Source organism: Pseudomonas sp. GM24 (assembly GCF_000282235.1).
Lineage (GTDB): Bacteria > Pseudomonadota > Gammaproteobacteria > Pseudomonadales > Pseudomonadaceae > Aquipseudomonas.
Window position 1 is genome coordinate 7,448 of record NZ_AKJR01000022.1, and the last position, 25,963, is coordinate 33,410.

General features: G+C 60.0%; 23 protein-coding genes. 11 read left to right on the forward strand and 12 right to left on the reverse strand.

Annotated features, from left to right (window positions below):
- Positions 1 to 159 precede the first annotated feature (159 nt).
- The 8 genes from PMI23_RS03280 to PMI23_RS03315 all read right to left on the reverse strand — a co-directional run bounded on the left by PMI23_RS03280 (position 160) and on the right by PMI23_RS03315 (position 9,695).
- Positions 160 to 1,161, reverse strand: a complete 1,002-nt coding sequence (locus PMI23_RS03280) for a response regulator (protein WP_007908918.1) — start codon at positions 1,159 to 1,161, stop codon at positions 160 to 162.
- Between the two features lie 48 nt (positions 1,162 to 1,209).
- A complete protein-coding gene (locus PMI23_RS03285; protein WP_007908919.1) occupies positions 1,210 to 2,220 on the reverse strand; it encodes a chemotaxis response regulator protein-glutamate methylesterase in 1,011 nt (336 codons plus the stop codon).
- A complete protein-coding gene (locus PMI23_RS03290; protein WP_007908924.1) occupies positions 2,217 to 4,502 on the reverse strand; it encodes a hybrid sensor histidine kinase/response regulator in 2,286 nt (761 codons plus the stop codon). The genes PMI23_RS03285 and PMI23_RS03290 overlap by 4 nt, the downstream gene beginning before the upstream one ends.
- Positions 4,499 to 5,182 carry a chemotaxis protein CheW gene (locus tag PMI23_RS03295; protein WP_007908926.1) on the reverse strand — a complete coding sequence of 228 codons (684 nt, stop codon included), beginning with the start codon at positions 5,180 to 5,182 and terminating at the stop codon, positions 4,499 to 4,501. Before PMI23_RS03295 ends, PMI23_RS03290 begins: the two co-directional genes overlap by 4 nt.
- A complete protein-coding gene (locus PMI23_RS03300; protein WP_007949633.1) occupies positions 5,179 to 6,450 on the reverse strand; it encodes a CheR family methyltransferase in 1,272 nt (423 codons plus the stop codon). Before PMI23_RS03300 ends, PMI23_RS03295 begins: the two co-directional genes overlap by 4 nt.
- On the reverse strand, positions 6,447 to 6,983 hold the full coding sequence (locus PMI23_RS03305) for a chemotaxis protein CheW (RefSeq protein WP_007908934.1): 537 nt from the start codon (positions 6,981 to 6,983) through the stop codon (positions 6,447 to 6,449). Before PMI23_RS03305 ends, PMI23_RS03300 begins: the two co-directional genes overlap by 4 nt.
- Positions 6,983 to 8,605, reverse strand: coding sequence for a methyl-accepting chemotaxis protein (locus tag PMI23_RS03310; RefSeq protein WP_007908936.1), 1,623 nt, complete (start codon positions 8,603 to 8,605; stop codon positions 6,983 to 6,985). Before PMI23_RS03310 ends, PMI23_RS03305 begins: the two co-directional genes overlap by 1 nt.
- A gap of 367 nt (positions 8,606 to 8,972) precedes the next feature.
- A complete protein-coding gene (locus tag PMI23_RS03315; RefSeq protein WP_007908938.1) occupies positions 8,973 to 9,695 on the reverse strand; it encodes a tellurite resistance TerB family protein in 723 nt (240 codons plus the stop codon).
- A gap of 178 nt (positions 9,696 to 9,873) precedes the next feature.
- On the opposite strand from PMI23_RS03315, the gene PMI23_RS03320 reads away from it, so the two are divergent.
- The 8 genes from PMI23_RS03320 to PMI23_RS03355 all read left to right on the forward strand — a co-directional run bounded on the left by PMI23_RS03320 (position 9,874) and on the right by PMI23_RS03355 (position 19,854).
- Positions 9,874 to 10,788 (forward strand): LysR family transcriptional regulator, encoded by a 915-nt coding sequence (locus tag PMI23_RS03320; protein ID WP_007949637.1) that lies wholly within the window; start codon positions 9,874 to 9,876, stop codon positions 10,786 to 10,788.
- Positions 10,789 to 10,919: 131 nt separating this feature from the next.
- On the forward strand, positions 10,920 to 12,377 hold the full coding sequence (locus PMI23_RS03325) for a gamma-aminobutyraldehyde dehydrogenase (RefSeq protein ID WP_042704886.1): 1,458 nt from the start codon (positions 10,920 to 10,922) through the stop codon (positions 12,375 to 12,377).
- 83 nt (positions 12,378 to 12,460) lie between these two features.
- The gene (gene ydcS, locus PMI23_RS03330) at positions 12,461 to 13,612 is read left to right on the forward strand and encodes a putative ABC transporter substrate-binding protein YdcS (RefSeq protein WP_007908945.1); all 1,152 of its coding nucleotides are present in this window, start codon (positions 12,461 to 12,463) and stop codon (positions 13,610 to 13,612) included.
- A 281-nt stretch (positions 13,613 to 13,893) separates the two neighbouring features.
- Entirely contained in the window at positions 13,894 to 14,931 is a 1,038-nt protein-coding gene (locus PMI23_RS03335) for an ABC transporter ATP-binding protein (RefSeq protein WP_007908946.1), read from the forward strand.
- Between the two features lie 16 nt (positions 14,932 to 14,947).
- Positions 14,948 to 15,868 (forward strand): ABC transporter permease, encoded by a 921-nt coding sequence (locus tag PMI23_RS03340; RefSeq protein WP_007908947.1) that lies wholly within the window; start codon positions 14,948 to 14,950, stop codon positions 15,866 to 15,868.
- Complete coding sequence (locus PMI23_RS03345; RefSeq protein WP_007908948.1) at positions 15,858 to 16,667, forward strand: ABC transporter permease; 810 nt, start codon at positions 15,858 to 15,860, stop codon at positions 16,665 to 16,667. Before PMI23_RS03340 ends, PMI23_RS03345 begins: the two co-directional genes overlap by 11 nt.
- A 51-nt stretch (positions 16,668 to 16,718) precedes the next feature.
- On the forward strand, positions 16,719 to 18,143 hold the full coding sequence (locus tag PMI23_RS03350) for a gamma-aminobutyraldehyde dehydrogenase (protein WP_007908949.1): 1,425 nt from the start codon (positions 16,719 to 16,721) through the stop codon (positions 18,141 to 18,143).
- A gap of 226 nt (positions 18,144 to 18,369) precedes the next feature.
- Positions 18,370 to 19,854 (forward strand): APC family permease, encoded by a 1,485-nt coding sequence (locus PMI23_RS03355; RefSeq protein ID WP_007908950.1) that lies wholly within the window; start codon positions 18,370 to 18,372, stop codon positions 19,852 to 19,854.
- Between the two features lie 58 nt (positions 19,855 to 19,912).
- Here the strand turns inward: PMI23_RS03355 and PMI23_RS03360 are convergent, their stop codons facing one another.
- On the reverse strand, positions 19,913 to 20,470 hold the full coding sequence (locus tag PMI23_RS03360) for a hypothetical protein (protein ID WP_007908951.1): 558 nt from the start codon (positions 20,468 to 20,470) through the stop codon (positions 19,913 to 19,915).
- Between the two features lie 5 nt (positions 20,471 to 20,475).
- Entirely contained in the window at positions 20,476 to 21,057 is a 582-nt protein-coding gene (locus tag PMI23_RS03365) for a ComF family protein (protein ID WP_007908952.1), read from the reverse strand.
- 347 nt (positions 21,058 to 21,404) lie between these two features.
- Between PMI23_RS03365 and PMI23_RS03370 the strand changes: the two genes are divergently transcribed.
- Positions 21,405 to 21,917 (forward strand): BRO-N domain-containing protein, encoded by a 513-nt coding sequence (locus PMI23_RS03370; protein ID WP_007908953.1) that lies wholly within the window; start codon positions 21,405 to 21,407, stop codon positions 21,915 to 21,917.
- Between the two features lie 84 nt (positions 21,918 to 22,001).
- Positions 22,002 to 22,208, forward strand: a complete 207-nt coding sequence (locus PMI23_RS03375) for a hypothetical protein (RefSeq protein ID WP_007908954.1) — start codon at positions 22,002 to 22,004, stop codon at positions 22,206 to 22,208.
- On the opposite strand, the gene PMI23_RS03380 is transcribed toward PMI23_RS03375, so the two are convergent.
- A complete protein-coding gene (locus PMI23_RS03380; RefSeq protein ID WP_007908956.1) occupies positions 22,205 to 22,390 on the reverse strand; it encodes a hypothetical protein in 186 nt (61 codons plus the stop codon). The two genes, PMI23_RS03375 and PMI23_RS03380, sit on opposite strands and share 4 nt — an antisense overlap.
- A 392-nt stretch (positions 22,391 to 22,782) precedes the next feature.
- On the opposite strand from PMI23_RS03380, the gene PMI23_RS03385 reads away from it, so the two are divergent.
- Complete coding sequence (locus PMI23_RS03385; protein WP_007908958.1) at positions 22,783 to 24,411, forward strand: glucan biosynthesis protein D; 1,629 nt, start codon at positions 22,783 to 22,785, stop codon at positions 24,409 to 24,411.
- 202 nt (positions 24,412 to 24,613) lie between these two features.
- Here PMI23_RS03385 and PMI23_RS03390 read toward each other — a convergent pair whose 3' ends face one another.
- A complete protein-coding gene (locus tag PMI23_RS03390) occupies positions 24,614 to 25,720 on the reverse strand; it encodes an NADH:flavin oxidoreductase/NADH oxidase (RefSeq protein ID WP_007908959.1) in 1,107 nt (368 codons plus the stop codon).
- Between the last annotated feature and the right edge of the window lie 243 nt (positions 25,721 to 25,963).

A 25,963-nucleotide genomic window follows, 5' to 3' on the forward strand; every position in this document is an offset into this window, starting at 1 on the left:
GGGGGATGTTCGGGAGGTACGCCGACGTGAAAGGGCTTAGCTGAATCCGGAAATGTTGAGCTTGAAGATCCATAATCAAATCGGTCGATCAGGTCGAGCGCCAGACACCTCGGTCGGCCCCCTCTCCCTTTGGGAGAGGGCTGGGGTGAGGGTAAGCGTTTATTCGATCCCGACCTGATTACGCCCATTGTTCTTGGCCAGGTACAACCCACGATCCGCCGCCGAAATCAGCAAGCGACAATCACTACCCGCCTGCGGCACCATCGTCGCCAGACCAATACTGATGGTCAGGCTCGCCCCTTCCGCCGGGGTGTTGTGCGGAATTTTCAAGGATGCCACGGTCTGCCGCAGTTTCTCCGCCACCAGCCGCGCACCGCCCGGCGAGGTGTTCGGCAACACCAGCACAAACTCCTCACCGCCATAACGCGCCGGCAGATCCGACGGTCGCGCGCTGGCGTCACGGATCGCCGTGGCGACCTTGCGCAGCGCTTCGTCGCCTTCAACATGGCCAAAGCTGTCGTTGTAGGACTTGAAGTAATCGACATCGATCATCAACAACGACAGCTGGCTCTGATCGCGCAACGAGCGGCGCCATTCCAGTTCCAGGTATTCGTCGAAGTGCCGACGGTTGGACAGCCCGGTCAGGCCATCGGAGTTCATCAGCCGTTGCAGCACCAGATTGGTGTCGAGCAATTGCTGCTGGCTGACCCGCAGCGCGCGATACGCCGCGTCGCGCTGCAACAACGTCATGTACGAGCGCGAGTGATAGCGGATGCGCGCCACCAGTTCGATGGTGTCCGGCAGTTTCACCAGATAATCGTTGGCGCCGGCGGAGAACGCCGCGCTCTTGATCAGCGGGTCTTCCTTGGTCGACAGGACGATGATCGGAATGTCCTTGGTCGCCGGGTGATTGCGGTATTCACGCACCAGGCTCAGGCCATCGAGGCCGGGCATCACCAGATCCTGCAGAATCACCGTCGGCTTGATCCGCACGGCCTGCGCGATGGCCTGCTGCGGGTCGGAGCAGAAGTGAAAGTCGATGTTTTCTTGATTCGACAGCCCACGGCGCACCGCTTCGCCGATCATCGCCTGATCGTCCACCAACAACACCATGGCGGCGTTTTCGTCGGTTTTAATGTCGTCGATCTGTAAGTCATTCATGGGCGGTCACCTGTGTACTGCGGGGGCCAGGATTGCCGATAAACCTGTTCATTTTGGGAAAACCTCCAGCAATCGTGGCGCTATCTTTTCCAGTGCACGGATTTCAACCGCGGCATCAATCGCCGCAGCAGCCTTGGGCATGCCGTACACCGCACTGCTTTGCTGATCCTGCGCGATGGTCAGGTAACCCTGCTGACGCATGAGCTTAAGCCCTTGCGCCCCGTCGCGCCCCATCCCGGTCAATAAAACCCCGACGGCGTCGCCATTCCAATAGCTGGCGACACTCTCGAAAAACACATCGATCGAGGGCCGATAGATTTCGTTGACCGGCTCGGCGGTGTAGGCCAGCGTGCCGTTTTTCAGTAAGCGAATATGGTGATTGGTGCCGGCCAACAGCACCGCGCCGGCTTGCGGCGGTTCGCCCTCGCGGGCCAGACGCACATCGAGGCCGCTGGCGCTGGCCAGCCATTCGGCCATGCCGGCGGCGAACACCTGATCGACGTGCTGCACCAGCACAATGGCTGCCGAAAAATCCTTCGGCAAGCCTTTGAGCAGGACTTCCAGCGCCGCCGGCCCACCAGCCGACGAGCCAATCGCCACCAGCCGCTGGCACGAAGCGGAACTGCGCTGGGCCGGTGGCGCCGGCCGCGAACGCGTGGGCTTCTCGCCGATCAGCCAGCCAATATTGAGGATCTTGCGCAGCAACGGCGCGGCGGCTTCCCGAGCGTCGCCGGCGCCGAGTGCCGGAGTATCGACCACATCCAGCGCGCCGTGGCCCATGGCTTCAAAGACCCGATGCACGTTCTGCTGGCGGTCGACGGTCACGATGACAATGGCACACGGGGTTTCGGCCATGATCCGGCGGGTGGCTTCGACGCCGTCCATCACCGGCATGATCAGGTCCATAAGGATCAGATCCGGGGTGTTTTCGGCGCACAGTTGCACCGCCTCGGCGCCGTTGCGGGCGACCCAGACCACCTGATGCGCCGGTTCGAAGGCCAGCGCCCGGCGCAGGGCCTCCACCGCCATGGGCATGTCGTTGACGATTGCGATCTTCATGCCCGCGCTCCTCCAATAAGCTCGACCACTGCGTCGAGCAGGGCGTCGTCATGAAAACTGGCTTTGGCTAAATAATAGTCAGCGCCGGCATCGAGGCCACGGCGGCGATCCTCTTCGCGATCCTTGTACGACACGACCATCACCGGCAGCGATTGCAGGCGATTGTCGCGGCGCAGCAGAGTTACCAGTTCGATGCCGTCCATGCGCGGCATGTCGATGTCGGTGATCAGCAAATCGAAGTCCTCCGAACGCAGTGCGTTCCAACCGTCCATGCCGTCCACCGCCACCGCAACGTCGTAGCCGCGATTGAGCAGCAGTTTGCGTTGCAGCTCGCGCACGGTCAGCGAGTCGTCGACCACCAGCACGCGCTTGCGCGCCGCCTCGGCGGCCTGATTGCCATGACGGGCGATGCGCTCAAGGCGCCCGGTATTGAGCAGTTTGTCCACCGAACGCAACATGTCTTCGACGTCGACGATCAGCACTACCGAGCCATCGTCGAGCAGGGCGCCGGCGGAAATGTCCTGCACTTTGCCCAGCCGCTCGTCGAGTGGCAAGACCACCAGCGTGCGCTCGCCAATAAAGCGCTCCACGGCAACCCCGTAAACCGCATCGCGCTCACGGATCACCACGACTTTGAGGGTTTCGCCACTGCTCTGGCTGGCCGGGCGGTTGAGCAACTGGCTGGCCGCGACCAGGCCGACGTGCTGGCCCTCGTGCCAGAAATGCTGACGGCCCTCGACCTGCACGATGTCTTCCGGGGCCAGGTCACACATGCGTTCGATGTGCGCCAGTGGGAAGGCGTACGCCTCTTCACCGACCTCCACCACCAGACTGCGCACCACCGACAAGGTCAACGGCACTTCGAGGTGAAAGCGACTGCCCTCGCCTGCGGTCTGCTCCAACTCTACGGCGCCGCGCAACTGGCGAACCATGTGTTGAACGGCATCGAGGCCGACGCCCCGCCCGGACACTTCGGTGACCGTGTCGCGCAGGCTGAAACCGGGCAGAAAGAGGAAGGTCAGCAGTTCTTCCTCGCTCAACTGCGCCGCCGTTTCCGCTGGGGATAACTGCCGCTCGACAATGCTGCGGCGGACTTTTTCCAGGTCGACGCCGTTGCCGTCATCGCTCAATTCCAGCACTAGCAGACCGGCCTGATGCGAGGCGCGCAGGCGGATCAGGCCCTCTTCAGGCTTGCCCTTGAGCAGCCGTTGCTCCGGGGTTTCGATGCCGTGATCGACGGCGTTGCGCAACAAATGAGTCAGCGGTGCTTCGAGTTTCTCCAGCACGTCGCGGTCGACCTGGGTTTTCTCGCCTTCGATCTCCAGGCGTACCTGTTTGCCGAGGCTGCGGCCCAGATCGCGGACCATGCGCACCTGGCCGGTAAGCACATCGGCAAATGGCCGCATGCGGCAGGCCAACGCGGTGTCGTAAAGCACTTGCGCGCGTTGGCTGGCCTGCCAGGCGAATTCGTCGAGTTCGGCGTTTTTCTCGCTCAGCAGTTGCTGGGATTCGGCGAGCAAACGGCGCGCGTCTTCCAGGGCTTCCAGCGCTTCAAGGCTCAGCGCGTGTTCCTTGAGGTGCACGTTGAGGTTTTCCAACGCGCGCAGGCCGTTGTTCTGCATGCGCTTGAGGCGTTGCATGGTCGCCAGGTGCGGTTTCAGGCGTTGGGTTTCCACCAGCGATTTGCTCGACAGATCGAGCAGGCTGTTCAGGCGCTCGGCGGTAACGCGCAAGACGCGTTCGCCACCTTCGGTAGTGCGTTTGTTTTTGCGTGGCGCTGGCTCTGGCGTCTCACTCGCAACGTCGATGACGGGCGCTGGCGGCGTCGGCTCAACTCGCGGAGCTTGCAGTTGCAATTCGGCCATGACTGGCGCTGCGACAGCAGTCGCGGACGATGGATCCAGCAACTGCGCCATCAACGCCACATACGCTTCGATGTCAGCCGGTTGCGGAGCATTCGCTGGCGTGGCAATGCGCATCAGCAAATCGGTGCCCTGCAACAGCGCATCAATGTGCTCGGGGCGCAGCAATAACCGCCCTTCCTGCGCACTGACCAGGCAATCCTCCATGACATGCGCAACGCTGACACCGCTGTCGATGCCGACAATCCGCGCCGCACCTTTGAGCGAGTGCGCCGCGCGCATGCACGATTCCAGTTGATCGGCCTGGCTCGGGTTACGTTCCAGCGCCAGCAATCCGGCACTGAGCACTTGGGTCTGGGCTTCGGCTTCGAGGCTGAACAACTCCAGCAGCGAGGCGTCGCGCATTTGCTCGGGGGTCATGTGAGGCTCCGGGTCACGGCGGACAACAGCTGTTCTTCATCCAGCCAACGCAGGCTGCGACCCCGATATTGCAGAACACCACGGGTGTATTTGGCACTGGCTTGCGCGCCGGATTGCGAAGCCGCATCGAGAATGCGTTCATCGATGGCATGAATGCCGTCGACCTCATCCACCGGCACCACCACCGGTCCGCCATGGGCGGCAATGATCAACATGCGCGGCATGATTCTCGCGCCTGTGGCTGGCGCCGAGTTGCCATCCAGATCAAGCAATTCAACCAGCGACAGGCACGCCACCAGCGCGCCGCGTACATTGGCCACACCGAGCAAGGCGCGCGAGCGCTGGTGCGGCAACGAGTGAATCGCCTGCAACGGCGCCACTTCAACAAGGCTGCGCGTCGCCAGACCCAGCCATTCTTCGCCGAGACGGAACATCAGCAACGAGCGGGTTTTCACATCGCTTTCTACGGCAGTCGCCACCGGGTCGCGCTCGTCCTGCTGCAACGCATAACGGTCGAGCAAGCGCGTGGCAGCGGCGGAATACACCGAGCAATTGCGGCAATGAATGTGGTCTTCAAGCAGCGGACAGGACTTGTCGCCATGAATGCCGATGCGGTTCCAGCAATCGTCGATGGCCCGGGCGTCTTCGTGGGTGACGTTCAAGGTGTCGGACGGGATCATCGTTTACGCTCACTGTCGGCGGTGCGCCCGCTGCGGGCGGCGCGCTCCTGCAATCGTCTGGCACCGACGCTGTCGCCCTGGGCCTGCAGCAATGCGGCCAGGTGCATCAACGCTTCGGGATGTTGCGGTTCGAGGTACAACGCCTTGCGGTAGAAGCCCTGGGCTTCGAGGGTCAGACCGGCGACATCGCTGAGCAGACCGAGCCAGTAAAACACCTGGGCCACTGGTTCGTGGCTGCGCAAATATTGTTCGCACGCGGCGCGGGCCTCGGCACTTTTGCCTTCGTTGGCCAGTGCGGCGATGTTGGACAGCAACGTCACCGCGTCCGGGTTCGCGCTTTTGCTGGCGATTGGCAGTGGTGTTACGGCGGCAAACGGTCGATTGCGCACCGGCGCTGGCGGCGTGCTGCGCTGCGGTTGGCTGATCGGCACCGCGATCGGTTTGGCTGTCGGCAGCGGTTCGGGATGCGGCTCACTGTGGCGACTGAAGGCAAAGGATTGCGGGATGCCGATCGAACGCATGCCCAACCGCCCAAGCAAACTGCCCTCGGCCGGGCCGATAAACAGCACGCCATCGAAGTGCGTCAGGCGCTTGAGCACCTCGAACACCAGTTTTTGCGTCGGCTGATCGAAATAGATCAGCAGGTTGCGGCAGAACACGAAATCGAACGCCGGCTCACTGGCCAGCAGCGTCGGATCGAGCACATTGCCGACCTGCAAGCGCACTTGCTCACGCACGTTCTCGTTGACCCGATGGCCGTCCTGCTCAGGGGTGAAATGCCGTTCGCGAAAGTCCAGATCCTGGCCGCGAAACGAGTTTTTGCCATACAGCGCACGCCGCGCCTTCTCCACCGAGAGCGGGCTGACGTCCATGCCATCGACCTTGAACTGATGCGGCTTGAGCCCTGCATCGAGCAAAGCCATGGCTATCGAATAGGGTTCTTCGCCGGTGGAGCACGGCAGGCTGAGGATGCGCAAGGCACGCATGTTGTTCAGTTCGCCAAGGCGTTTGCGGGCGAGTTTGCCCAGCGTCGCGAAAGATTCCGGGTAGCGGAAAAACCATGTCTCGGGAACGATCACCGCTTCGATCAACGCTTGTTGTTCATCCCGCGAACCTTGCAGCAACTGCCAATACTCATTGGCATGCGCCGCTTGCGAGAGCGTGGTGCGCTGACGCACCGCGCGCTCAATGATCGCCGGGCCCACCGACGTCACATCGAGGCCGATGCGCTCCTTGAGAAAGTCGAAAAAACGTTGATCGCCGCTCATGGCTGCGCCTCAAGCTGCGCCGGATTCAACGGCGGATCGGGGAACAGCAAAGTACGCACGGCGTCATCGAGCAAATCATTGACCCGTACCCATTGCACCAATCCCTGCGCATCTTCACGCACCGGGCCGAGGTAAGGCGCCTCGCGGTTGTCGAGGCCGTAAGGCTGAAACTCTTGCGGATGGCAACGCAGGGTGTCGGTGGCCTGTTCCAGAATCAGCCCAAGCCATTGCGCCGGTTGCGACTGATCAGGCTGGAAATTGACCAGCACCAGACGCGTGCTGGTACGCGCCTGAGCGGGATGGCCAAAGGTCAATGCGCTGAGGTCGATTACCGGGACTACCGCACCGCGATAAGCGAACACACCGGCAACCCATTGCGGCGCCCGCGCGATCGGCTTCAACGGCAGGCGCGGCAACACTTCGGCAACTTCAGTAGCGCGCAGGGCGTAACGTTCGCTGCCGATGCGAAACAGCAGGAACAACGCCGGCTTCGCCACCTGCGCGGCGCTGCGTTTGGCGATGATTTCACTCATCAGACTTTGAATCGCGAAACGCCGCTGCGCAGCCCGACGGCCACCTGGCTCAGTTCGTCGATGGCGAAACTGGCCTGACGCAACGACTCGACGGTCTGGCTACTGGCATCCCCCAACTGCACCAGCGCGTGGTTGATCTGCTCGGCGCCGGTGGCCTGCGCCTGCATGCCCTCGTTGACCATCAACACCCGCGGCGCCAGCGCCTGCACCTGATGGATGATCTGCGACAGCTGCTCGCCAACCTGCTGCACTTCGGACATGCCACGGCGTACTTCTTCGGAGAACTTGTCCATGCCCATCACACCCGCCGACACCGCCGACTGGATCTCGCGAACCATTTGCTCGATGTCGTAAGTGGCCACGGCGGTCTGATCCGCCAGACGCCGCACTTCCGTGGCGACCACGGCAAAACCGCGTCCGTACTCGCCGGCCTTCTCGGCTTCAATCGCTGCGTTAAGCGACAACAGGTTAGTCTGGTCGGCGACTTTGACAATGGTCACCACCACCTGATTGATGTTGCCGGCCTTCTCGTTGAGGATCGCCAGTTTGGCGTTGACCAGATCGGCCGCGCCCATCACCGAGTGCATGGTGTCCTCCATGCGCGCCAGACCTTGCTGGCCGGAGCCGGCCAGCACTGAGGCCTGATCGGCGGCGGTGGACACTTCGGTCATGGTGCGCACCAAGTCGCGCGAGGTGGCGGCGATCTCGCGCGACGTCGCGCCGATTTCGGTAGTGGTGGCAGCGGTTTCGGTGGCGGTGGCTTGTTGTTGCTTGGAGGTGGCGGCGATCTCGGTCACCGAAGTGGTCACCTGCACCGAGGAGCGCTGGGCTTGGGACACCAGCGCGGTCAGCTCGGTCATCATGTCGTTGAAGCCGGTTTCGACGGCGCCGAATTCGTCCTTGCGATCGAGGTTCAGACGCGAACTGAGGTCACCGGTGCGCATGGTTTCGAGGATCTGCACAATGCGGTTCATCGGCGCCATGATTGCGCGCATCAGCAACAGACCGCACAGGCCAGCGGCGAGGACAGCGACCAACAGGGAAATGAACATGCTGACTTTGGCTGCGGCCACGGCATCGTCGATATTGTTCATGGCCTGATCGGCGACTGTCTTGTTTTCGCCGATGATGTCGTTGAGCTTCATGCGCCCGGAATACCAGGCAGGCGTGAGCTTGTCGTGGAACATCCTGACCGCGTCCGCTTCCAGGTTGCGTTTGTGCAGATCCAGCACGGCATCCTGAATCTGGATGTAGGCGTCGTGATACTTCTCGAACGCGGCGAACTCGAGACGATCCTCGTCGGTCGCCATGGTTTTGCGATAGTTGGCCATCTGCTCCTGCAGACGCGCCTCGAACGCCTTGTAGTCAGCCGCGTCCTCGCTGGAAATCCCCTGACCTTCCTTGAGCCCGAGCAGTTCCTGAGTCTGCAGATAACTATCGACCCACGCGCCGCGAATCATCGAGCTGTAATAAACGCCGGGAATCGCGTCATCACGCACGCTGTTTTCACTGACCTCGATCTTCAACAGCCGTGAATACGAAACGACGACCATCAGCAACATGATGGCGATAATCACCGCAAAGCTCGCCAAAATGCGTTGGCGCAACGTCCAGTTCTTCACAGTGATTCCTCGTGCCTAGTCGAAATGCGGGGAGTATAGCCGAGGGCGGTGTTTCATTTATAAGACGCTTTGTAACCCTCGGGCCTGTCCGCCTTGGTCGCGGGAGGGCTCTGGGCTGGGACTGTCCGACAATTGCGGGTGGGCGTGCCAGTGGGGTAATGGCAAAAGGAGGCGATAGATCGGCCATGGCGTATGCAGTGAGGCTGAAACATCATCGCGAGCAGGCTCCGTGCACGCCGGAATAACCTGTGGGAGCGAGCTTGCTCGCGAAGAGGCCGGAACGGTCAACATCGATGTCGTCTGACCCGGCGCTTTCGCGAGCAGGCTCGCTCCCACAGGGGGTTGCGATTGTTAAAGCACGCTGCCTCTACACAGAGGCCAGCCGCACCTGCTTCTCCAGTTCCACCTTCAAACCTGGCTCCAGCTTCAACTGGCGCGCCAGTTCATCCAGATATGACTTCTCCATGAAGTTCTCCTTATCCACCAGCATTACACTGGCGATGTACATTTCTGCCGCCATCTCCGGCGTGCTCGCGGCCCGTGCGACGTCGGTGGGGTCGAGGGGTTTGTTGAGTTCGGCGTGGAGCCAGTTCTGTAGCTCCTGATCGTTGTCGAGTTTGGTGAATTCGCCTTCGATCAGTTGACGCTCGCGGTCATCGATGTGGCCGTCGGCCTTCGCGGCAGCGACCAGCGCCTTGAGAATGGCCTGGCTGTGTTGTTCGGCCTGCACCGGAGGCAGACGGTCGAGGGTCTGTGGTTCGCGTTGCGGGGCCGTGCCTTTTTGCGCGTTGTAGTTGCCGTAGGCCTTGTAGGCCAGTACGCCCAGCGCGGCCAGCCCGCCGTAGATCGCGACTTTACCGCCGACCTTGCGCACTTTCTTGTTACCGAGCAACAAGCCCATCGCGCCAGCAGCTAACGCGCCACCACCTGCGCCGGACAAAAGACTGCCGAGGCCGCCAGTGCCTGAAGAACCGCCGAGCAAACCGCCCAAGCCACCGGCCGCCGGTTTGTTGTGCGTTCCGCCAGCCTTGTTCTGCAACAGATCCTGGCCAGATTTAAGCAGTTGATCGAGCAATCCACGGGTGTTCATGTTCCGCCTCCAAAACAGGGGTTATCCGGATCTATAAGGCCCTCAGCCTAGTTCGAAAGTGCCCCTGCCCGGCCCGCGAGTGTGCTTCCAGATGTTGCTCAGTACGCCCGAGCCGTTCGCGAAAATAGATATACACTCAGGCCAATCTATAAAAACCGCCCACTGGGTACCCCTTCTCATGATGACCTTGCGTCAGATTCGTCATTTCATCGCCGTGGCCGAGACCGGCTCGATCTCCGCCGCCGCGCAAACTGCATTCATTTCCCAATCGACTCTGACGCTGGCGATCCAGCAACTGGAAGAGGAAATCGGCGTCAGCCTGTTCAGCCGCCACGCCAAGGGCATGACCCTGACGCATCAAGGGCATCAATTCCTGCGTCAGGCGCACCTGATTCTCGCGACCGTCGACAACGCCAAGCGCAGCCTGCAACAGAGTACCGATCAGGTCGCCGGGCAGTTGATCGTCGGCGTGACCAGTCTGGTCGCCGGTTATTACCTAGCGGATTTGCTCACACGATTCCAACGCGCCTATCCCAATGTCGAGATCCGTGTGATGGAAGACGAGCGCCCTTACATCGAGCATTTGCTGGTCAGCGGCGAGATTGATGTCGGCGTGCTGATCCTCTCCAATCTCGAAGATCGCCACGCTTTGCAAACTGAAGTACTGACCCACTCACCGCACCGTTTGTGGCTGCCAGCCCAGCATCCGCTGCTGGAACACGACAGCATCAACCTCGCCGACGTCGCCCGCGAGCCGCTGATTCAACTGAACGTTGATGAGATGGATCGCAATGCCCAGCGTTTCTGGCGCGGTTCCGGGCTGCAACCGAAGATCACTCTGCGAACCGCGTCCACCGAGGCTGTACGAAGTCTGGTCGCCGCCGGTTTGGGCGTGTCGATTCAACCGGACATGACTTATCGCCCGTGGTCACTGGAGGGCGACATCATCGAAGCGCGTCCGATCGCCGACCTCAACCAGACCCTCGACGTTGGTCTGGCCTGGCGTCGTGGCACCGCGCGCCCGGCATTGGTCGACCCATTCCTGACCGTAGCCCGTGAACAACCCCACGGCGGACGCAAGCCATCTATTTAATCGAACGCAGCCTTCAGTATTTAGAATTTGTCGACCTCGGAGCCGCGCACTAGTCTTGCTGCATCTATAAGACGGTCGGCTCCCGATATCAGGGAGCAACAATGGCCACACAAGAAAAGAGATCGCGGAAGATGGCTGGCGCGCAGACCCCGATGTGTACCGCGTTGTTGATCGACGGCGAATTGGTCGCTGGGGAAGGTTTTGTCGAGCCGATTCTTAACCCGGCCACCGGTGAGATCCTCACGCACATCGCCGAGGCCAGCACCGAGCAAGTCGAAGCCGCCATCCTCGCCGCCCACCGCGCCTTTGCCGAATGGTCGCGCACCACACCGCAGCAACGTTCCAACCTGTTGCTCGAGATTGCCAACGCCGTGGAAAAACACGCCGATCACCTCGCCCGCCTCGAATCGCTGAACTGCGGCAAGCCGCTGCACCTGGCGCGTCAGGACGATCTGACCGCGACCGTCGATGTATTCCGCTTCTTCGCCGGCGCCGTGCGCTGCCAGACCGGTCAGCTCAGCGGTGAATACCTGCCGGGTTACACCAGCATGGTTCGTCGCGATCCGATTGGCGTGATCGCCTCGATTGCGCCGTGGAATTACCCGATCATGATGGCCGCGTGGAAAATCGCCCCGGCCCTCGCCGCCGGCAACACGCTGGTGTTCAAACCCTCCGAGCACACGCCGCTGTCGATCCTCGCGCTGGCGCCAGCGCTCGCCGAGATTCTTCCGCGCGGGGTGATCAACATCATCTGCGGGGGTGGCGAAGGCGTCGGCAGCCATTTGGTCGGTCACGCCAAAGTGCGCATGGTCTCGCTGACCGGCGATATCGTCACCGGGCAGAAAATCCTCCAGGCCGCCGCGAAAACCCTGAAACGCACGCACCTCGAACTCGGCGGCAAAGCCCCGGTGATCGTCTGCAACGACGCCGACATCCAGGCCGTGGTCGACGGAGTGCGCACTTACGGTTACTACAACGCCGGGCAGGACTGCACCGCCGCATGCCGGATCTACGCGCAGGCCGGGATTCACGACAAATTGGTCGCCGAACTCGGCCAAGCCGTCAGCAGCCTGCGCTTCGCCGGCAAACGTGATGCCGACAACGAGATCGGCCCGCTGATCAGCACCCGCCAGCGCGACCGCGTAGCCAGTTTTGTCGAGCGCGCACTCGGCCAACCACACATCGAGCGGGTGACCGGTGCGGCGGTGCATTCCGGTGCCGGTTTCTACTATCAACCGACGCTGCTCGCCGGTTGCAAACAAAGCGACGAAATCGTTCAGCGCGAAGTGTTCGGCCCGGTCGTCACCGTGACCCGTTTCGACGAACTCGCTCAGGCCGTCGACTGGGCCAACGACTCCGAATACGGTCTCGCCTCGTCGGTCTGGACACAGAACCTGGACAAGGCGATGCAAGTCGCCGCGCGCCTGCAGTACGGCTGCACGTGGATCAACAGCCATTTCATGCTGGTCAGCGAAATGCCCCACGGCGGGCTGAAACGCTCCGGTTACGGCAAAGACTTATCCAGTGATTCGCTGCAGGACTACAGCGTGGTGCGGCACATCATGGCCCGCCACGGCCAGCATCTCTGACTACGCTAATAACAAGCCGTTAACGGCATGCTTCACCGCGTTCACAACTGCCCCGACCATAATTTGAAGAAGAGGGTTCAACCATGTTCGTGCACAAGACCGCACTGCTCAGTGCAATCACCACGGCCCTGCTGGCCAGCGCCAGCCTGCAAGCGGCCGAGCCGCTTAAGGCTGTCGGTGCTGGCGAAGGTCAGCTGGATATCGTTGCGTGGCCGGGTTACATCGAACGTGGCGAGAGCGACAAGGCTTACGACTGGGTCACCGGTTTCGAAAAAGAAACCGGCTGCAAGGTCAATGTGAAGACCGCTGCAACCTCGGACGAAATGGTCAGCCTGATGGCTAAGGGCGGTTACGACCTGGTCACCGCGTCGGGCGATGCCTCGCTGCGGTTGATCGTCGGCAAGCGTGTGCAACCGATCAACACCGCGTTGATTCCGAACTGGAACACCCTCGACCCGCGCCTCAAAGACGCGCCGTGGTACGTGGTCAACCAGCAGACTTACGGCACCCCGTACCAGTGGGGCCCGAACGTGCTGATGTACAACACCAACGTATTCAAGACCGCGCCGAGCAGTTGGAACGTGGTGTTTGCCGCGCAGGATCTGCCCGACGGCAAGCCGAACAAGGGCCGCGTGCAGGCCTATGACGGGCCGATCTACATGGCCGATGCGGCGCTGTATCTGAAATCGACCAAGCCCGAATTGGGCATCAAGGATCCGTACCAACTCACCGAAGATCAGTACAAAGCCGTGCTCGATCTGTTGCGCGCGCAGCAGCCGTTGATCCACCGCTACTGGCATGACACCACGGTGCAGATGAGCGACTTCAAAAACGAAGGCGTGGTGGCGTCGAGTGCCTGGCCGTATCAGGTCAACGGTTTGATGAACGAGAAGCAGCCGATTGCTTCGACCATTCCGAAAGAAGGCGCTACGGGTTGGGCCGATACCACGATGCTGCACGCCGAGGCCAAACACCCGAACTGCGCGTACAAGTGGATGGACTGGTCGCTGAAACCGAAAGTCCAGGGTGATGTGGCGGCGTGGTTTGGTTCGTTGCCGGCGGTGCCAGCGGCGTGCAAGGAGAGCGAATTGCTCGGCGCTGAAGGTTGCAAGACCAACGGTTTCGACCAGTTCGACAAGATCGCCTTCTGGAAAACCCCGCAGGCTGAGGGTGGCAAGTTTGTGCCGTATAGCCGCTGGACCCAGGACTACATTGCGATCATGGGCGGCCGCTAAGCCCGGGAGCACCTCGGTCTAGCTCCCTTTCCCCCTCGCCCCCCTGGGGGCGGTCCGACGTTTCGGGAGGGCTGGGGTGAGGGGGTAGCTTTTGCCTTTGCTCTTGATTGAAGGGCAACGGCCAATAAAGCCACCCTCACCCCCCACCCTCTCCCGGAGGGAGACGGAGCTAAAAGCAATTTCAGCGCCCTGCACACCTACTGTAGGAGCTGCCGCTGGCTGCGATCTTTTCGACGCACACACGACTTTTTTGAAAGCCCGTTTTACCGGAGCACCGCACCATGACGCTTGCAGTCCAGTTCACCAACGTTTCCCGGCAGTTCGGCGAAGTGAAGGCCGTTGACCGGGTTTCCATCGATATCGAGGACGGCGAGTTCTTTTCCATGCTCGGCCCTTCCGGCTCGGGCAAAACCACCTGCCTGCGCCTGATCGCCGGGTTCGAACAACCGAGCGCCGGCTCGATCCGCATCCACGGCGCCGAAGCGGCCGGTTTGCCGCCGTATCAACGTGACGTCAACACGGTGTTTCAGGACTACGCGCTGTTCCCGCACATGAACGTCCTCGACAATGTCGCCTACGGTTTGAAGGTCAAAGGCGTCGGTAAAACCGAGCGCCACAAACGCGCCGAAGAAGCCTTGGACATGGTCGCCCTCGGCGGTTATGGCGCACGCAAACCGGTGCAATTGTCCGGCGGTCAGCGCCAGCGCGTGGCCCTCGCCCGCGCTCTGGTCAATCGTCCGCGTGTGCTGCTGCTCGATGAGCCGTTGGGTGCACTCGATCTGAAACTCCGCGAACAAATGCAAAGTGAATTGAAGAAGCTGCAACGCCAGCTCGGCATCACCTTCATCTTCGTCACTCACGATCAAACCGAAGCGCTGTCGATGTCCGATCGCGTCGCCGTGTTCAACAAGGGGCGCATCGAACAAGTCGACACGCCGCGCAATCTGTACATGAAACCGACCACCACATTCGTGGCTGAATTCGTCGGCACCTCGAACGTGATTCGCGGCGATCTGGCCCGCCAAATCAGCGGCCATCCGCAGCCGTTTTCGATCCGTCCGGAACATGTGCGTTTTGCCGAAGGCCCGCTGGCCAGTCACGAAATCGAAGTCAGCGGTCTGCTCCACGACATCCAGTATCAGGGCAGCGCCACGCGTTATGAATTGAAGCTGGAAAACGGTCAGACCCTGAGCATCAGCCACGCCAACAATCAATGGATCGACAGCAGCGCACAGCACCAGACCGGCCAGCGTCTGAGCGCGCGTTGGGCGCGGGAAGCGATGATCCCGCTGCACGATAACGTGGCGAGCGGGGTGTGACATGAGCATGCTCGCGATGACTGCATCGCCGCCGTTGCGCCGGTTTTCCAACCTGCTCTACCGCAAGCCCAACCTGTACTTGTCGATGCTGCTGGTGCCGCCGCTGCTGTGGTTTGGCGCGATCTACCTCGGCTCGCTGCTGGTGCTGTTGTGGCAGGGTTTCTACACCTTCGACGACTTCACCATGGCGGTCACGCCGGACCTGACCCTGGCGAATTTTGCCGCGCTGTTTCAGCCGTCGAACTTCGACATCATCCTGCGCACGCTGAGCATGGCCATCGTCGTGTCGATCGCCAGCGCCATCGTTGCGTTCCCGATTGCCTACTACATGGCGCGCTACACCACGGGCAAAACCAAGGCGTTTTTCTACATCGCAGTGATGATGCCGATGTGGGCCAGTTACATCGTCAAGGCGTATGCGTGGACGTTGCTGCTGGCCAAGGGCGGCGTGGCGCAGTGGTTCGTGCAGCACTTGGGATTGGAGCCGGTATTGCAGTTCATTCTGGGGATTCCCGGGGTGGGCGGTAGCACCTTGTCGACCTCGCATCTGGGGCGGTTCATGGTGTTCGTTTATATCTGGCTGCCGTTCATGATTCTGCCGATTCAGGCGTCGTTGGAACGTCTGCCGCCGTCGCTGTTGCAGGCCTCCGCTGACCTTGGGGCCAAGCCGCGTCAGACCTTTATGCAGGTGATCTTGCCGCTGTCGATTCCGGGCATCGCCGCCGGTTCGATCTTCACGTTTTCGCTGACCTTGGGCGACTTCATCGTGCCGCAACTGGTCGGGCCGCCGGGTTACTTCGTCGGCAGCATGGTGTACGCGCAGCAAGGTGCGATCGGCAATATGCCGATGGCCGCCGCGTTTACGTTGGTGCCGATTGTGTTGATCGCGGTTTACCTGTCCATCGTCAAACGACTGGGGGCCTTCGATGCGCTCTGAAAGGGCTTCAATCGGGCTACGAATCGCAGCCTGGGGCGGGCTGGTGTTTCTGCACTTCCCGATCCTGATCATCTTCCTTTACGCCTTCAACACTGAAGAAGCCGCGTTCAGCTTTCCGCCGAAGGGCTTCACGCTGCACTGGTTCAGCGTGGCGTTTTCGCGGCCGGATGTTCTGGAGGCGATCAAGCTTTCGTTGCAGATCGCAGCCATCGCCACGTTGATTGCGATGGTCCTCGGCACCTTGGCTTCAGCAGCGTTGTACCGCCGGGATTTCTTCGGCAAACAAGGCATCTCGCTGATGCTGATTTTGCCGATTGCGCTGCCGGGGATCATCACCGGGATCGCACTGCTGGCGACGTTTAAAACGCTGGGGATCGAGCCGGGGATGTTCACCATCATCGTCGGCCACGCGACCTTCTGTGTGGTGATCGTCTACAACAATGTTATCGCCCGCCTGCGCCGTACTTCGCACAGTTTGATCGAGGCCTCGATGGATCTCGGCGCCGATGGCTGGCAGACCTTTCGCTACATCATCCTGCCCAACCTCGGCTCGGCGTTGCTGGCCGGCGGCATGTTGGCGTTTGCGCTGTCGTTCGACGAAATCATCGTTACCACGTTCACCGCCGGGCATGAACGCACGTTGCCGCTGTGGCTACTTAACCAACTGAGCCGGCCACGGGATGTACCGGTGACCAACGTCGTCGCCATGCTGGTGATGATGGTGACGATGCTGCCAATCCTCGGCGCGTATTACCTGACGCGTGGTGGCGAGAGCGTCGCTGGCAGCGGCGGCAAATAACCGAATAACGGTTTCGGCAGAACAATAAAAGTATTAGTGAGGACAACAGACATGCAAACCAAACTCTTGATCAACGGCCAACTGGTCAACGGCGAAGGCCCGGCGCAACCGGTGCTCAATCCCTCGCTCGGCGAAGTCCTGGTAGAAATCAACGAAGCCAGCGAAGCCCAGGTCGATGCCGCCGTGCGCGCCGCCGACAACGCTTTCGCCGACTGGTCGCAAACCGCGCCGAAAGACCGTTCGCTGCTGCTGCTCAAACTCGCCGACGCCATCGAAGCCCACGGCGAAGAACTGGCCAAACTGGAATCCGATAATTGCGGCAAACCCTACAGCGCCGCGCTCAACGACGAGATTCCGGCGATTGCCGACGTGTTCCGTTTCTTCGCCGGTGCCAGCCGTTGCATGAGCGGTTCGGCCGCTGGCGAATACCTGCCCGGCCACACCTCGATGATCCGCCGCGATCCGGTCGGCGTGATCGCCTCCATCGCGCCGTGGAACTACCCGCTGATGATGGTCGCTTGGAAAATCGCTCCAGCATTGGCCGCCGGTAATACCGTAGTGCTCAAGCCGTCGGAACAAACCCCGCTGACCGCGTTGCGTCTGGCCGAACTGGCGTCGGAAATCTTCCCGGCTGGTGTACTCAATCTGGTGTTTGGTCGCGGTCCTACCGTGGGCAGCCCGCTGGTTACCCATCCGAAAGTGCGCATGGTTTCCCTGACCGGCTCCATCGCCACCGGTGCCAACATCATTTCCAGCACCGCCGACAGCGTCAAACGCATGCACATGGAGCTGGGCGGCAAGGCGCCGGTAATCATCTTCGACGACGCCGACATCAATGCGGCGGTTGAAGGGATTCGCACCTTCGGTTTCTACAACGCCGGGCAGGACTGCACTGCCGCGTGCAGGATTTATGCGCAGCAAGGTATCTACGACAAGTTCGTCGAGAAACTCGGCGCGGCGGTCAGCAGCATCAAGTATGGCTTGCAGGATGATCCGTCGACCGAACTGGGGCCGTTGATCACTGCACAACATCGCGACCGTGTTGCCGGGTTTGTCGAGCGTGCCGTGGCGCAGTCGCACATTCGTTTGATCACTGGTGGCAAGGCTGTCGACGGTAACGGGTTCTTCTTTGAACCAACCGTTTTGGCCGATGCGCAGCAGGACGACGAGATTGTCCGTCGCGAAGTGTTTGGGCCGGTGGTTTCGGTGACCAAGTTCACCGATGAAGCGCAGGCGCTGGAATGGGCGAACGACTCGGATTACGGCCTCGCCTCCTCCGTGTGGACGGCAGATGTCGGACGCGCCCATCGCATGTCGGCGCGCTTGCAGTACGGCTGCACGTGGGTGAATACGCACTTCATGCTCGTCAGCGAAATGCCCCATGGCGGTCAGAAATTGTCCGGCTACGGGAAAGACATGTCCATGTATGGGCTGGAGGACTACACCACGGTTCGGCATGTGATGTTCAAGCATTAACAGCGAAAAGATCGCAGCCTGCAGCAGCTCCTACATGATGGACGCCGCTCTTCTGTAGGAGCTGCCGCAGGCTGCGATCTTTTCCGCGACACACGGACGATGTCGGCGATTCACCACCAGGCTTCACAGAAACCAAAACAATAACTACCGAACCGGGCGGCGCCTGCAAAGCCTCGCCACGGCTTCGGCCATCCGAAATCTGCCGATTTTACGGAGCAAAACACACATGAGTTCCTCACCCGATCTCGCCACAGCCGTCGCCGACAGCGATGCCGAACAACTGCGCAAACTGGGCTACACCTCGAACTTCAACCGCAGCATGAGCCTGTGGGAAAACTTCGCTTTGGGCTTCACTTATCTGTCACCGGTCGTAGGGGTTTATACCCTCTTCGGCCTGTGCCTCGCCGCTGGCGGCCCACCGATGTTCTGGGCCTACTTGCTGGTCGGTTGCGGCCAATTGCTGGTGTGCCTGATCTTCGGCGAAGTGGTTTCGCAGTTCCCGATTTCCGGAGGTGTTTACCCTTGGGCACGCCGGTTGGTCGGTAAAAAATGGGCATGGATGGTCGGCTGGATCTACTCCATCGCCCTCTGCGTCACCATCGCTGCCGTTGCGGTCGGCGCTGGCCCATACCTGGCCGCCATGCTCGGTTTTGAGCCGAGCAACAACACCAACATCGTCATCGCCCTGGTGCTGACCCTGTTCGCCACACTGGTCAACCTCAGCGGCACCAAAGTGCTGGCGCGCATCGCCATGTTCGGCTTTCTGTGCGAACTGGTCGGCGCAGTGATCGTTGGTGTTTACTTGTTGGTGTTCGAACGCCATCAACCGCTGAGCGTGCTGTTCAACACCTTCGACATCAGCGTCGACGGCTCGTACCTGCCGGCGTTCCTCACTGCCTCGCTGGCGGGGATGTTCCTCTACTACGGCTTCGAGGCTTGCGGCGACGTCGCCGAAGAAACCCCGAACCCGAGCGCAAAAATCCCGGTGGCCATGCGCATGACCATCTACATCGGCGGCATCGCAGCGATGTTCGCCTGCCTGGCGCTGATCCTCGCCGTGCCGGACATGCAAGCGGTGATCAACGGCACCGACAAAGACCCGGTCACCACCATCCTCAACAACGCCTTCGGCCCGGTCGGCTCGAAAGTGGTGATGGGCGTGGTGATGATTTCCTTCATCTCCTGCGTCATCAGCCTACAGGCCGCGGCGAGCCGTCTGCTGTACTCCTACGCTCGCGATGAAATGGTCATCGGCAGCCGACTGCTGAAAAAGATTTCTCCTACCACCCAAGTGCCGGTTGCCGCACTGTTCGTGTCCGGCGTCTTGCCCGCGCTGATCATCGCCCTCGGCTTCTTCCTGCAAGACGCCGTGGCCACCATCGTCAGCTTCGCCGCCATCGGCATCTACCTCGCATTCCAGATGATCGTCCTGGCCGCGCTGTACGCCCGCAGCAAAGGCTGGAAACCGAGCGGCAAATTCACCCTCGGCGCGTGGGGCTGGCCGGTGAACATCGGCGCGCTGGTGTACGGCGTTGGCGCAATCATCAACATGGCCTGGCCACGTACGCCGGATGCGGCTTGGTATGTGAACTATGCGATGGTGTTGAGTACTGCGATCGTGATTGGGTTGGGCTTGGTTTACATGTGGATTGGCAAGCCGTATGACCATGGCAAGGCGCCGGCTGGGGATGCGTGGAAGGTGAGTCGCTAAGAGCCTGTGATCCCGGCACCGACAAGGTGCCGGGGTTCAGGCAAGCCGTGAAACATCATCAAAAAGAAAGCTCTGCCTGATCGTGCTTCAACAGGGAAATACGGTCGAACAGTTTGATTTTTTCATTGGCTTTTTGCTTGGCGTGATCGGACATGAATGCAATCAACTCTTCGAGCTGACTAACGTCTCCGACTACTTTGAATTGCTTTTCCTTGTTGACGAAAACAAGCGACTTCTTCTTTCTCGACAACAATTCAATGACGTTGCTGAGCGTACCGGTGCTCTTTGCATCCCAGATCATCAAGCCGTAGTCAGCCGCTTCGGCCATGACGACGTCTTTCTCGGTGAAGAAAGCTCTCGACCCTTTGGAATGCTTGGAGTCGACTGTTCTGGCGGGCCAGTGCCCTAGGTTGTTCCTCGGCGCCGAACCGCTGCAGAACACCGTGGTTCTGGATCGTTCGAGACTCAGCAGGTACTCCTGAATGGAGGTATCGGCGCCCCCAGCATCACCCACCACCACCTCAAAATCTGACGCTACGATATTATTGATGCGCTCTTTAACCTTCGGATCAAGGTTCTTGATGTTGATAGAGCCGGCAATAAATACAGTCGTCATTGAATTCACTTCCAAGTTAGCGCTGCGACGTAAATTTTCCCTACCTTCGGATATTTACGCAAAACAGCGCAGGCCGCGTCCATGGACGCCCCGCTATCAAACAAATCATCTACAACCAAAACATTCCAGCGCCCATCAGTGGTGATTTCATCATTGACGCTGAAACTGTCTCCAATCGCAGCAACCTTGTCTGCTTTCGAATGCAAATCCTTGAGCGACTTTCCCGTGGTCGCTTTTCGAAGCAAATCCGAGAAAACCGGCCGACCGATAATTCGTCCCAACGCCTGGGCAACCTCAGTTACCGGTTGTCGCTGACGAATATTTGAAGCAGGCATAGGCACTACAAACCCGACCTGATCCAGTTTTGGGAAGACATTTGTCGCTACTGCCTGAGCAAGTGGGCTGACCTGAGTCCAGTCCTTCTGGTATTTGAGCCGGTAGGTCGCCTCGCCAATCTCAGTGCGCTGATTATCGAAGCATGGGTGTCCACGATCATCGTTGCCAAGAAAGGTACTACTTACCATGTGTTTGTCCAGCACCCAGCCCTGATCCCAAGGGCCGTTGATCTGCTTGAGAGACACCTTCATTGAATTCTCCGTTATTCCTAACAATCCTTTGAGCCCTGAAACCAAGGGCCGAGCATCTGCAGCGATGCGCAAGATTCAAACAAATAACGGAAAAAACACTGGTTAGGGGCGGGCTCGCTGGCACCTATGCAAAAACAGGCATTTCCTACAGATACGACCCTCAGAGATAAATCCTCTTTCCTACAGAAGGTATCGATAGAGCCGACTTGGCGTAGTAGGTGGCTAGCCGATAGGCTTTCTCTCGGCAGCGAAATCAGCGGCCCGGTGTCGGAGCCTGAGTAAATATCAAAACGGCGTGACCGCACTCATTTGAGTGGCGGCTCTATTCTCAATATTGGAGTCGACAAATGCCTAACCACGTACAAATTCCTTCTGAAAGCTCCGCTTTCTTCACCCCCACCATCTTCACCCGCCACAACCGCTTCCTCCACACCTTCATGCAAGACCACGAAGCCTGGTTCTGCGTGCAAGATCTCGGTCGCTTGATGGGCTATCCGCTAAACGAACGTCTCACCCTGAAACTCGATCCCGATCAGCGTCGCCATGTCCTTCTGCGTCGGGACGGCGAAATCATCGATTGCGCGATGGTCAGCGAATCCGGCCTGTTCGCCCTGCTCGTCCATCACTTCGTCCCGGAAAACCGACACCTGCGCCAATGGCTGAGCCATGAAGTCATCCCGATGCTGCGCGAAACCCATTCAAGCTCTGTGAAAAACCACCCCAGCGTGAGTTCGATGCATTGGGCAGGCGTCACCGTGCCGTTGCTGCACTGGCAACAGCAGGCGTGGGTCAAATGGCGGGATGTGCCGGAGTTAATGCACGGCCAACGGCCGTATCCGGTTCTGGCCACTTGCAGCTAAGGCTCATAAACAAAAAACCTGTGGCGAGGAAGCTAGCTCCCTCGCCACAGGTTTAGCGTGTCCCCTCTAGCGAGTTGAATTCAGATGAGTAGAACTGTTCTCAAATTTCCTCAGATTGAGGAAGTCATTCCCTGTGATGAAAGCTTTGCGATCTCTTACCTGAAACTAAACGACAGTGCCGAGCTTCAGAAAGCCATTGCCGTCGGCATCGACGATGCCGACGCAGGCAATTTGATTGACCTGGCCAGCGTAAAAGCCAAATGGCTTTCCCGGTGCCCACCCCAGCGTTAAAACCGCGAAACACTCCGCATCGCATCCACCAGGTACCGCATCGCAATCCGGTCGTTCTCCGAAAGCTCCCGATATCGCTCAACCAGCTTCACTTCGTCAGAGCTGAGCCGACGCCTTTTGCGGCCGCTGCCGAGGCAGGGAAAGATGCCCAGCATGTCGGTGATACCTTGTATTTTTGCCATGGACGATGTCCTTCAATACTTCAAAGAATTGCTAAACCACCACATCGCCCTGCCCCTTACAGCAGCGCCGTGTGCCCTACCGGTCAGCACCGGTCATGCCCATAGAATAGAAATTAAATCGGCGCTGAAAAGCGGTTTTTAGAGTAATTAGTCGAAAAAAGCAGATATGCCGTGTAAATCAGAACGCCCTGTCAGATTTTTAACCGACATGTCTTGTTTCATTGACACACTGGCGCGGTGAATCAACGAATTTTGCATTGCGAGCGAACCGTTTAAGCTAGCGGGCATCTGTTAATAGTCCGTTGCGTTTGGCCGAAGGCTTGTCCGAACCGTTATTTCTGATCCAGCACGTGCCAGGAACGGCGCGGGATTGCACACGACAGGTTGTATTTATGCATCGCAGGAATTTGCTCAAAGCGTCCATGGCCATTGCGGCTTACACCGGTCTTTCGGCCACTGGCCTGCTGGCCAGCCGTGCGTGGGCGGCCAATGGCGGCGCCGCCGATGGCGAGGCGCAGGCCTTCGACTTCGAAGCGCTGAAGCGCCAGGCCAAGCAACTGGCTGGCAGCGCCTATCAGGACACCAAACAGGTGCTGCCGCCAACCCTGGCGACCATGACCCCGCAGAACTTCAACGCGATCCGCTACGACGGCGAGCATTCGCTGTGGAAGGAAAACAAGGGTCAGCTGGACGTGCAGTTCTTCCACGTCGGCATGGGGTTCCGTCAGCCGGTGCGCATGTACAGCGTCGACGCCAAGACGCGCACTGCCCGCGAGGTGCATTTCCGCCCGGCACTGTTCAACTATGAAAACACGTCAGTCGACACCCAGCAGCTCAAGGGTGACCTCGGTTTTGCCGGCTTCAAGCTGTTCAAAGCGCCAGAGCTGGATCGTCACGATGTGTTGTCGTTCCTCGGTGCCAGCTATTTCCGTGCGGTAGACGCCACTGGCCAATATGGCCTCTCGGCGCGCGGCCTGGCGATCGACACTTACGCGAAAAAACGCGAAGAATTCCCTGACTTCACCAAGTTCTGGTTCGAGACCCCGGACAAGAACGCCACCCGATTTGTGGTGTATGCCCTGCTCGACTCGCCAAGTGCCACTGGCGCTTATCGTTTCGACATCGATTGCCAGGCCGAGCGCGTGGTAATGGAAGTCGATGCGCACATCAATGCGCGCACGGCGATCGAGCAATTGGGCATCTCGCCGATGACCAGTATGTTCAGTTGCGGCACCCACGAGCGCCGCATGTGCGACACCATCCACCCGCAGATCCACGACTCGGATCGTCTGGCGATGTGGCGCGGCAACGGCGAGTGGATCTGCCGTCCGCTGAACAACCCGGCGACCCTGCAGTTCAACGCGTTTGCGGACAAGGATCCGAAGGGTTTCGGGCTGGTGCAGACTGACCATGAGTTCGCCAACTATCAGGACACCGTCGACTGGTACAGCAAGCGTCCGAGCCTGTGGGTTGAACCGACCACGGCGTGGGGCGAAGGCTCTATCGATCTGCTGGAAATTCCTACCACCGGCGAGACCCTCGACAACATCGTGGCGTTCTGGACACCGAAAAAACCGGTGGCTGCCGGGGATTCGTTGAACTACGGCTACAAGCTGTACTGGAGCGCGCTACCGCCAGTGGGTACGCCGTTGGCACGGGTGCACGCGACCCGTTCCGGCATGGGCGGATTCACCGAAGGCTGGGCACCGGGCGAGCACTATCCGCCGGTGTGGGCGCGCCGTTTTGCCGTGGACTTCAACGGTGGCGGTCTGGATCGACTGCCGCCGGGCACCGGGATCGAGCCCGTGGTGACCTGCTCGAACGGCAAGGTGCAGGACTTCAGCGTGCTGGTGCTGGATGACATCAAGGGTTACCGGATCCTGTTCGACTGGTACCCGACCAATGACAGCGTGGAGCCGGTGGAGCTGCGCTTGTTCATTCGCACCAATGACCGCACGTTGAGCGAGACCTGGCTGTACCAGTACTTCCCGCCGGCGCCGGACAAGCGTAAATACCCTTGATGATTTGAGGCGCCTGCACGGGCCTCATCGCTGGCAAGCCAGCTCCCACAGTGTTTGGTGTTGATCACAATTTTTGTGTACGACGCCAAACCTGTGGGAGCTGGCTTGCCAGCGATGACGGCAGTATTTCAACAAAATATCATCAGACAAAACAAAGCCCCGGCCATCACTGACCGGGGCTTTTTGCTTTACCGCGACTGACTCAATCGCGCAGATCAGACTCATGAATCGGCTGATCCCGATGAGTCGCACGCTGGTACTGCGCCGGCCACACCGCTTTGCGCCCACCCAGATCATCGTCCGCGTGCAGCGGCCAGTACGGATCACGCAGCAGCTCGCGGGCGAGGAAGATGATGTCGGCCTGACAGGTGCGCAGAATGTGCTCAGCCTGCGCCGGCTCGGTAATCATTCCCACAGTGCCGGTGGCGATGCCTGACTCCTTGCGCACACGCTCGGCGAAACGCGTCTGATAACCCGGCCCCACCGGAATTTCAGCGTTGGCTGCTGTCCCGCCCGACGACACGTCGATCAGATCCGCGCCAAGGGTGTGCAGGCGTCGCGCCAGCTCCACGGTTTCGTCCGGATTCCAGCCGTCTTCCACCCAGTCAGTCGCCGACACGCGGACAAACACCGGCAATTCCTCAGGCCAGACCGCCCTCACCGCCTCGGTAACTTGCAGCACCAGACGAATACGGTTCTCAAACGAACCACCGTATTGATCACGACGCTGATTGCTCAGCGGCGAGAGAAACTGATGCAGCAGATAACCATGCGCCGCATGCACCTCAACCACACTGAAACCAGCCGTCAAAGCACGTTTGGCAGCATCGACAAACGCCTGAATGACGTCGGCAATCTGCCCCTCATCCAGCTGTTTCGGTTGCGTGTGCTGCGGATCGAAAGCAATCGGCGACGGCCCGACTGGCGTCCAGCCGCCATCTTCCGGTTTGACGCTGCCATGCTTGCCGATCCACGGCCGATGGGTGCTGGCCTTGCGCCCGGCGTGGGCCAATTGAATGCCGGCGACTGCGCCTTGCGACGTGATGAATCGGGTAATGCGTTGCAGCGGTTCGATTTGTTCGTCGTTCCACAGGCCAAGGTCTTCGGCGGTGATCCGCCCGTCGGCCGTGACCGCCGTGGCTTCGGTAAATACCAGACCCGCGCCACCTACCGCGCGACTGCCGAGGTGTACCAGATGCCAGTCGTTAGCGAGGCCGTCGACACTTGAGTATTGGCACATCGGTGACACCGCGATGCGGTTGGGCAGGGTCAGTTGGCGCAAGGTGAAGGGTTCAAGCAGCAGACTCATGGGGCACCTCTCAAATCAGTGGGCAGGCTCCAGGGTTCTGTTTGAATAGTCGACGAGTGACAGGAAAAAGGCACAGCACCCGCCCCCGCGGGCAAAAAATTCGACAAGACGTCACAAGGCCAATCAAGCAGTGCTTAGAGCCTAGTCGACAACGGGGGATCGCGGGAAATTCAAGAAAAGATCGTCCGATCGCGGCCCGAACCTTCGGCAGCTCCTACAGGAAACCGCATTCCCATGTAGGAG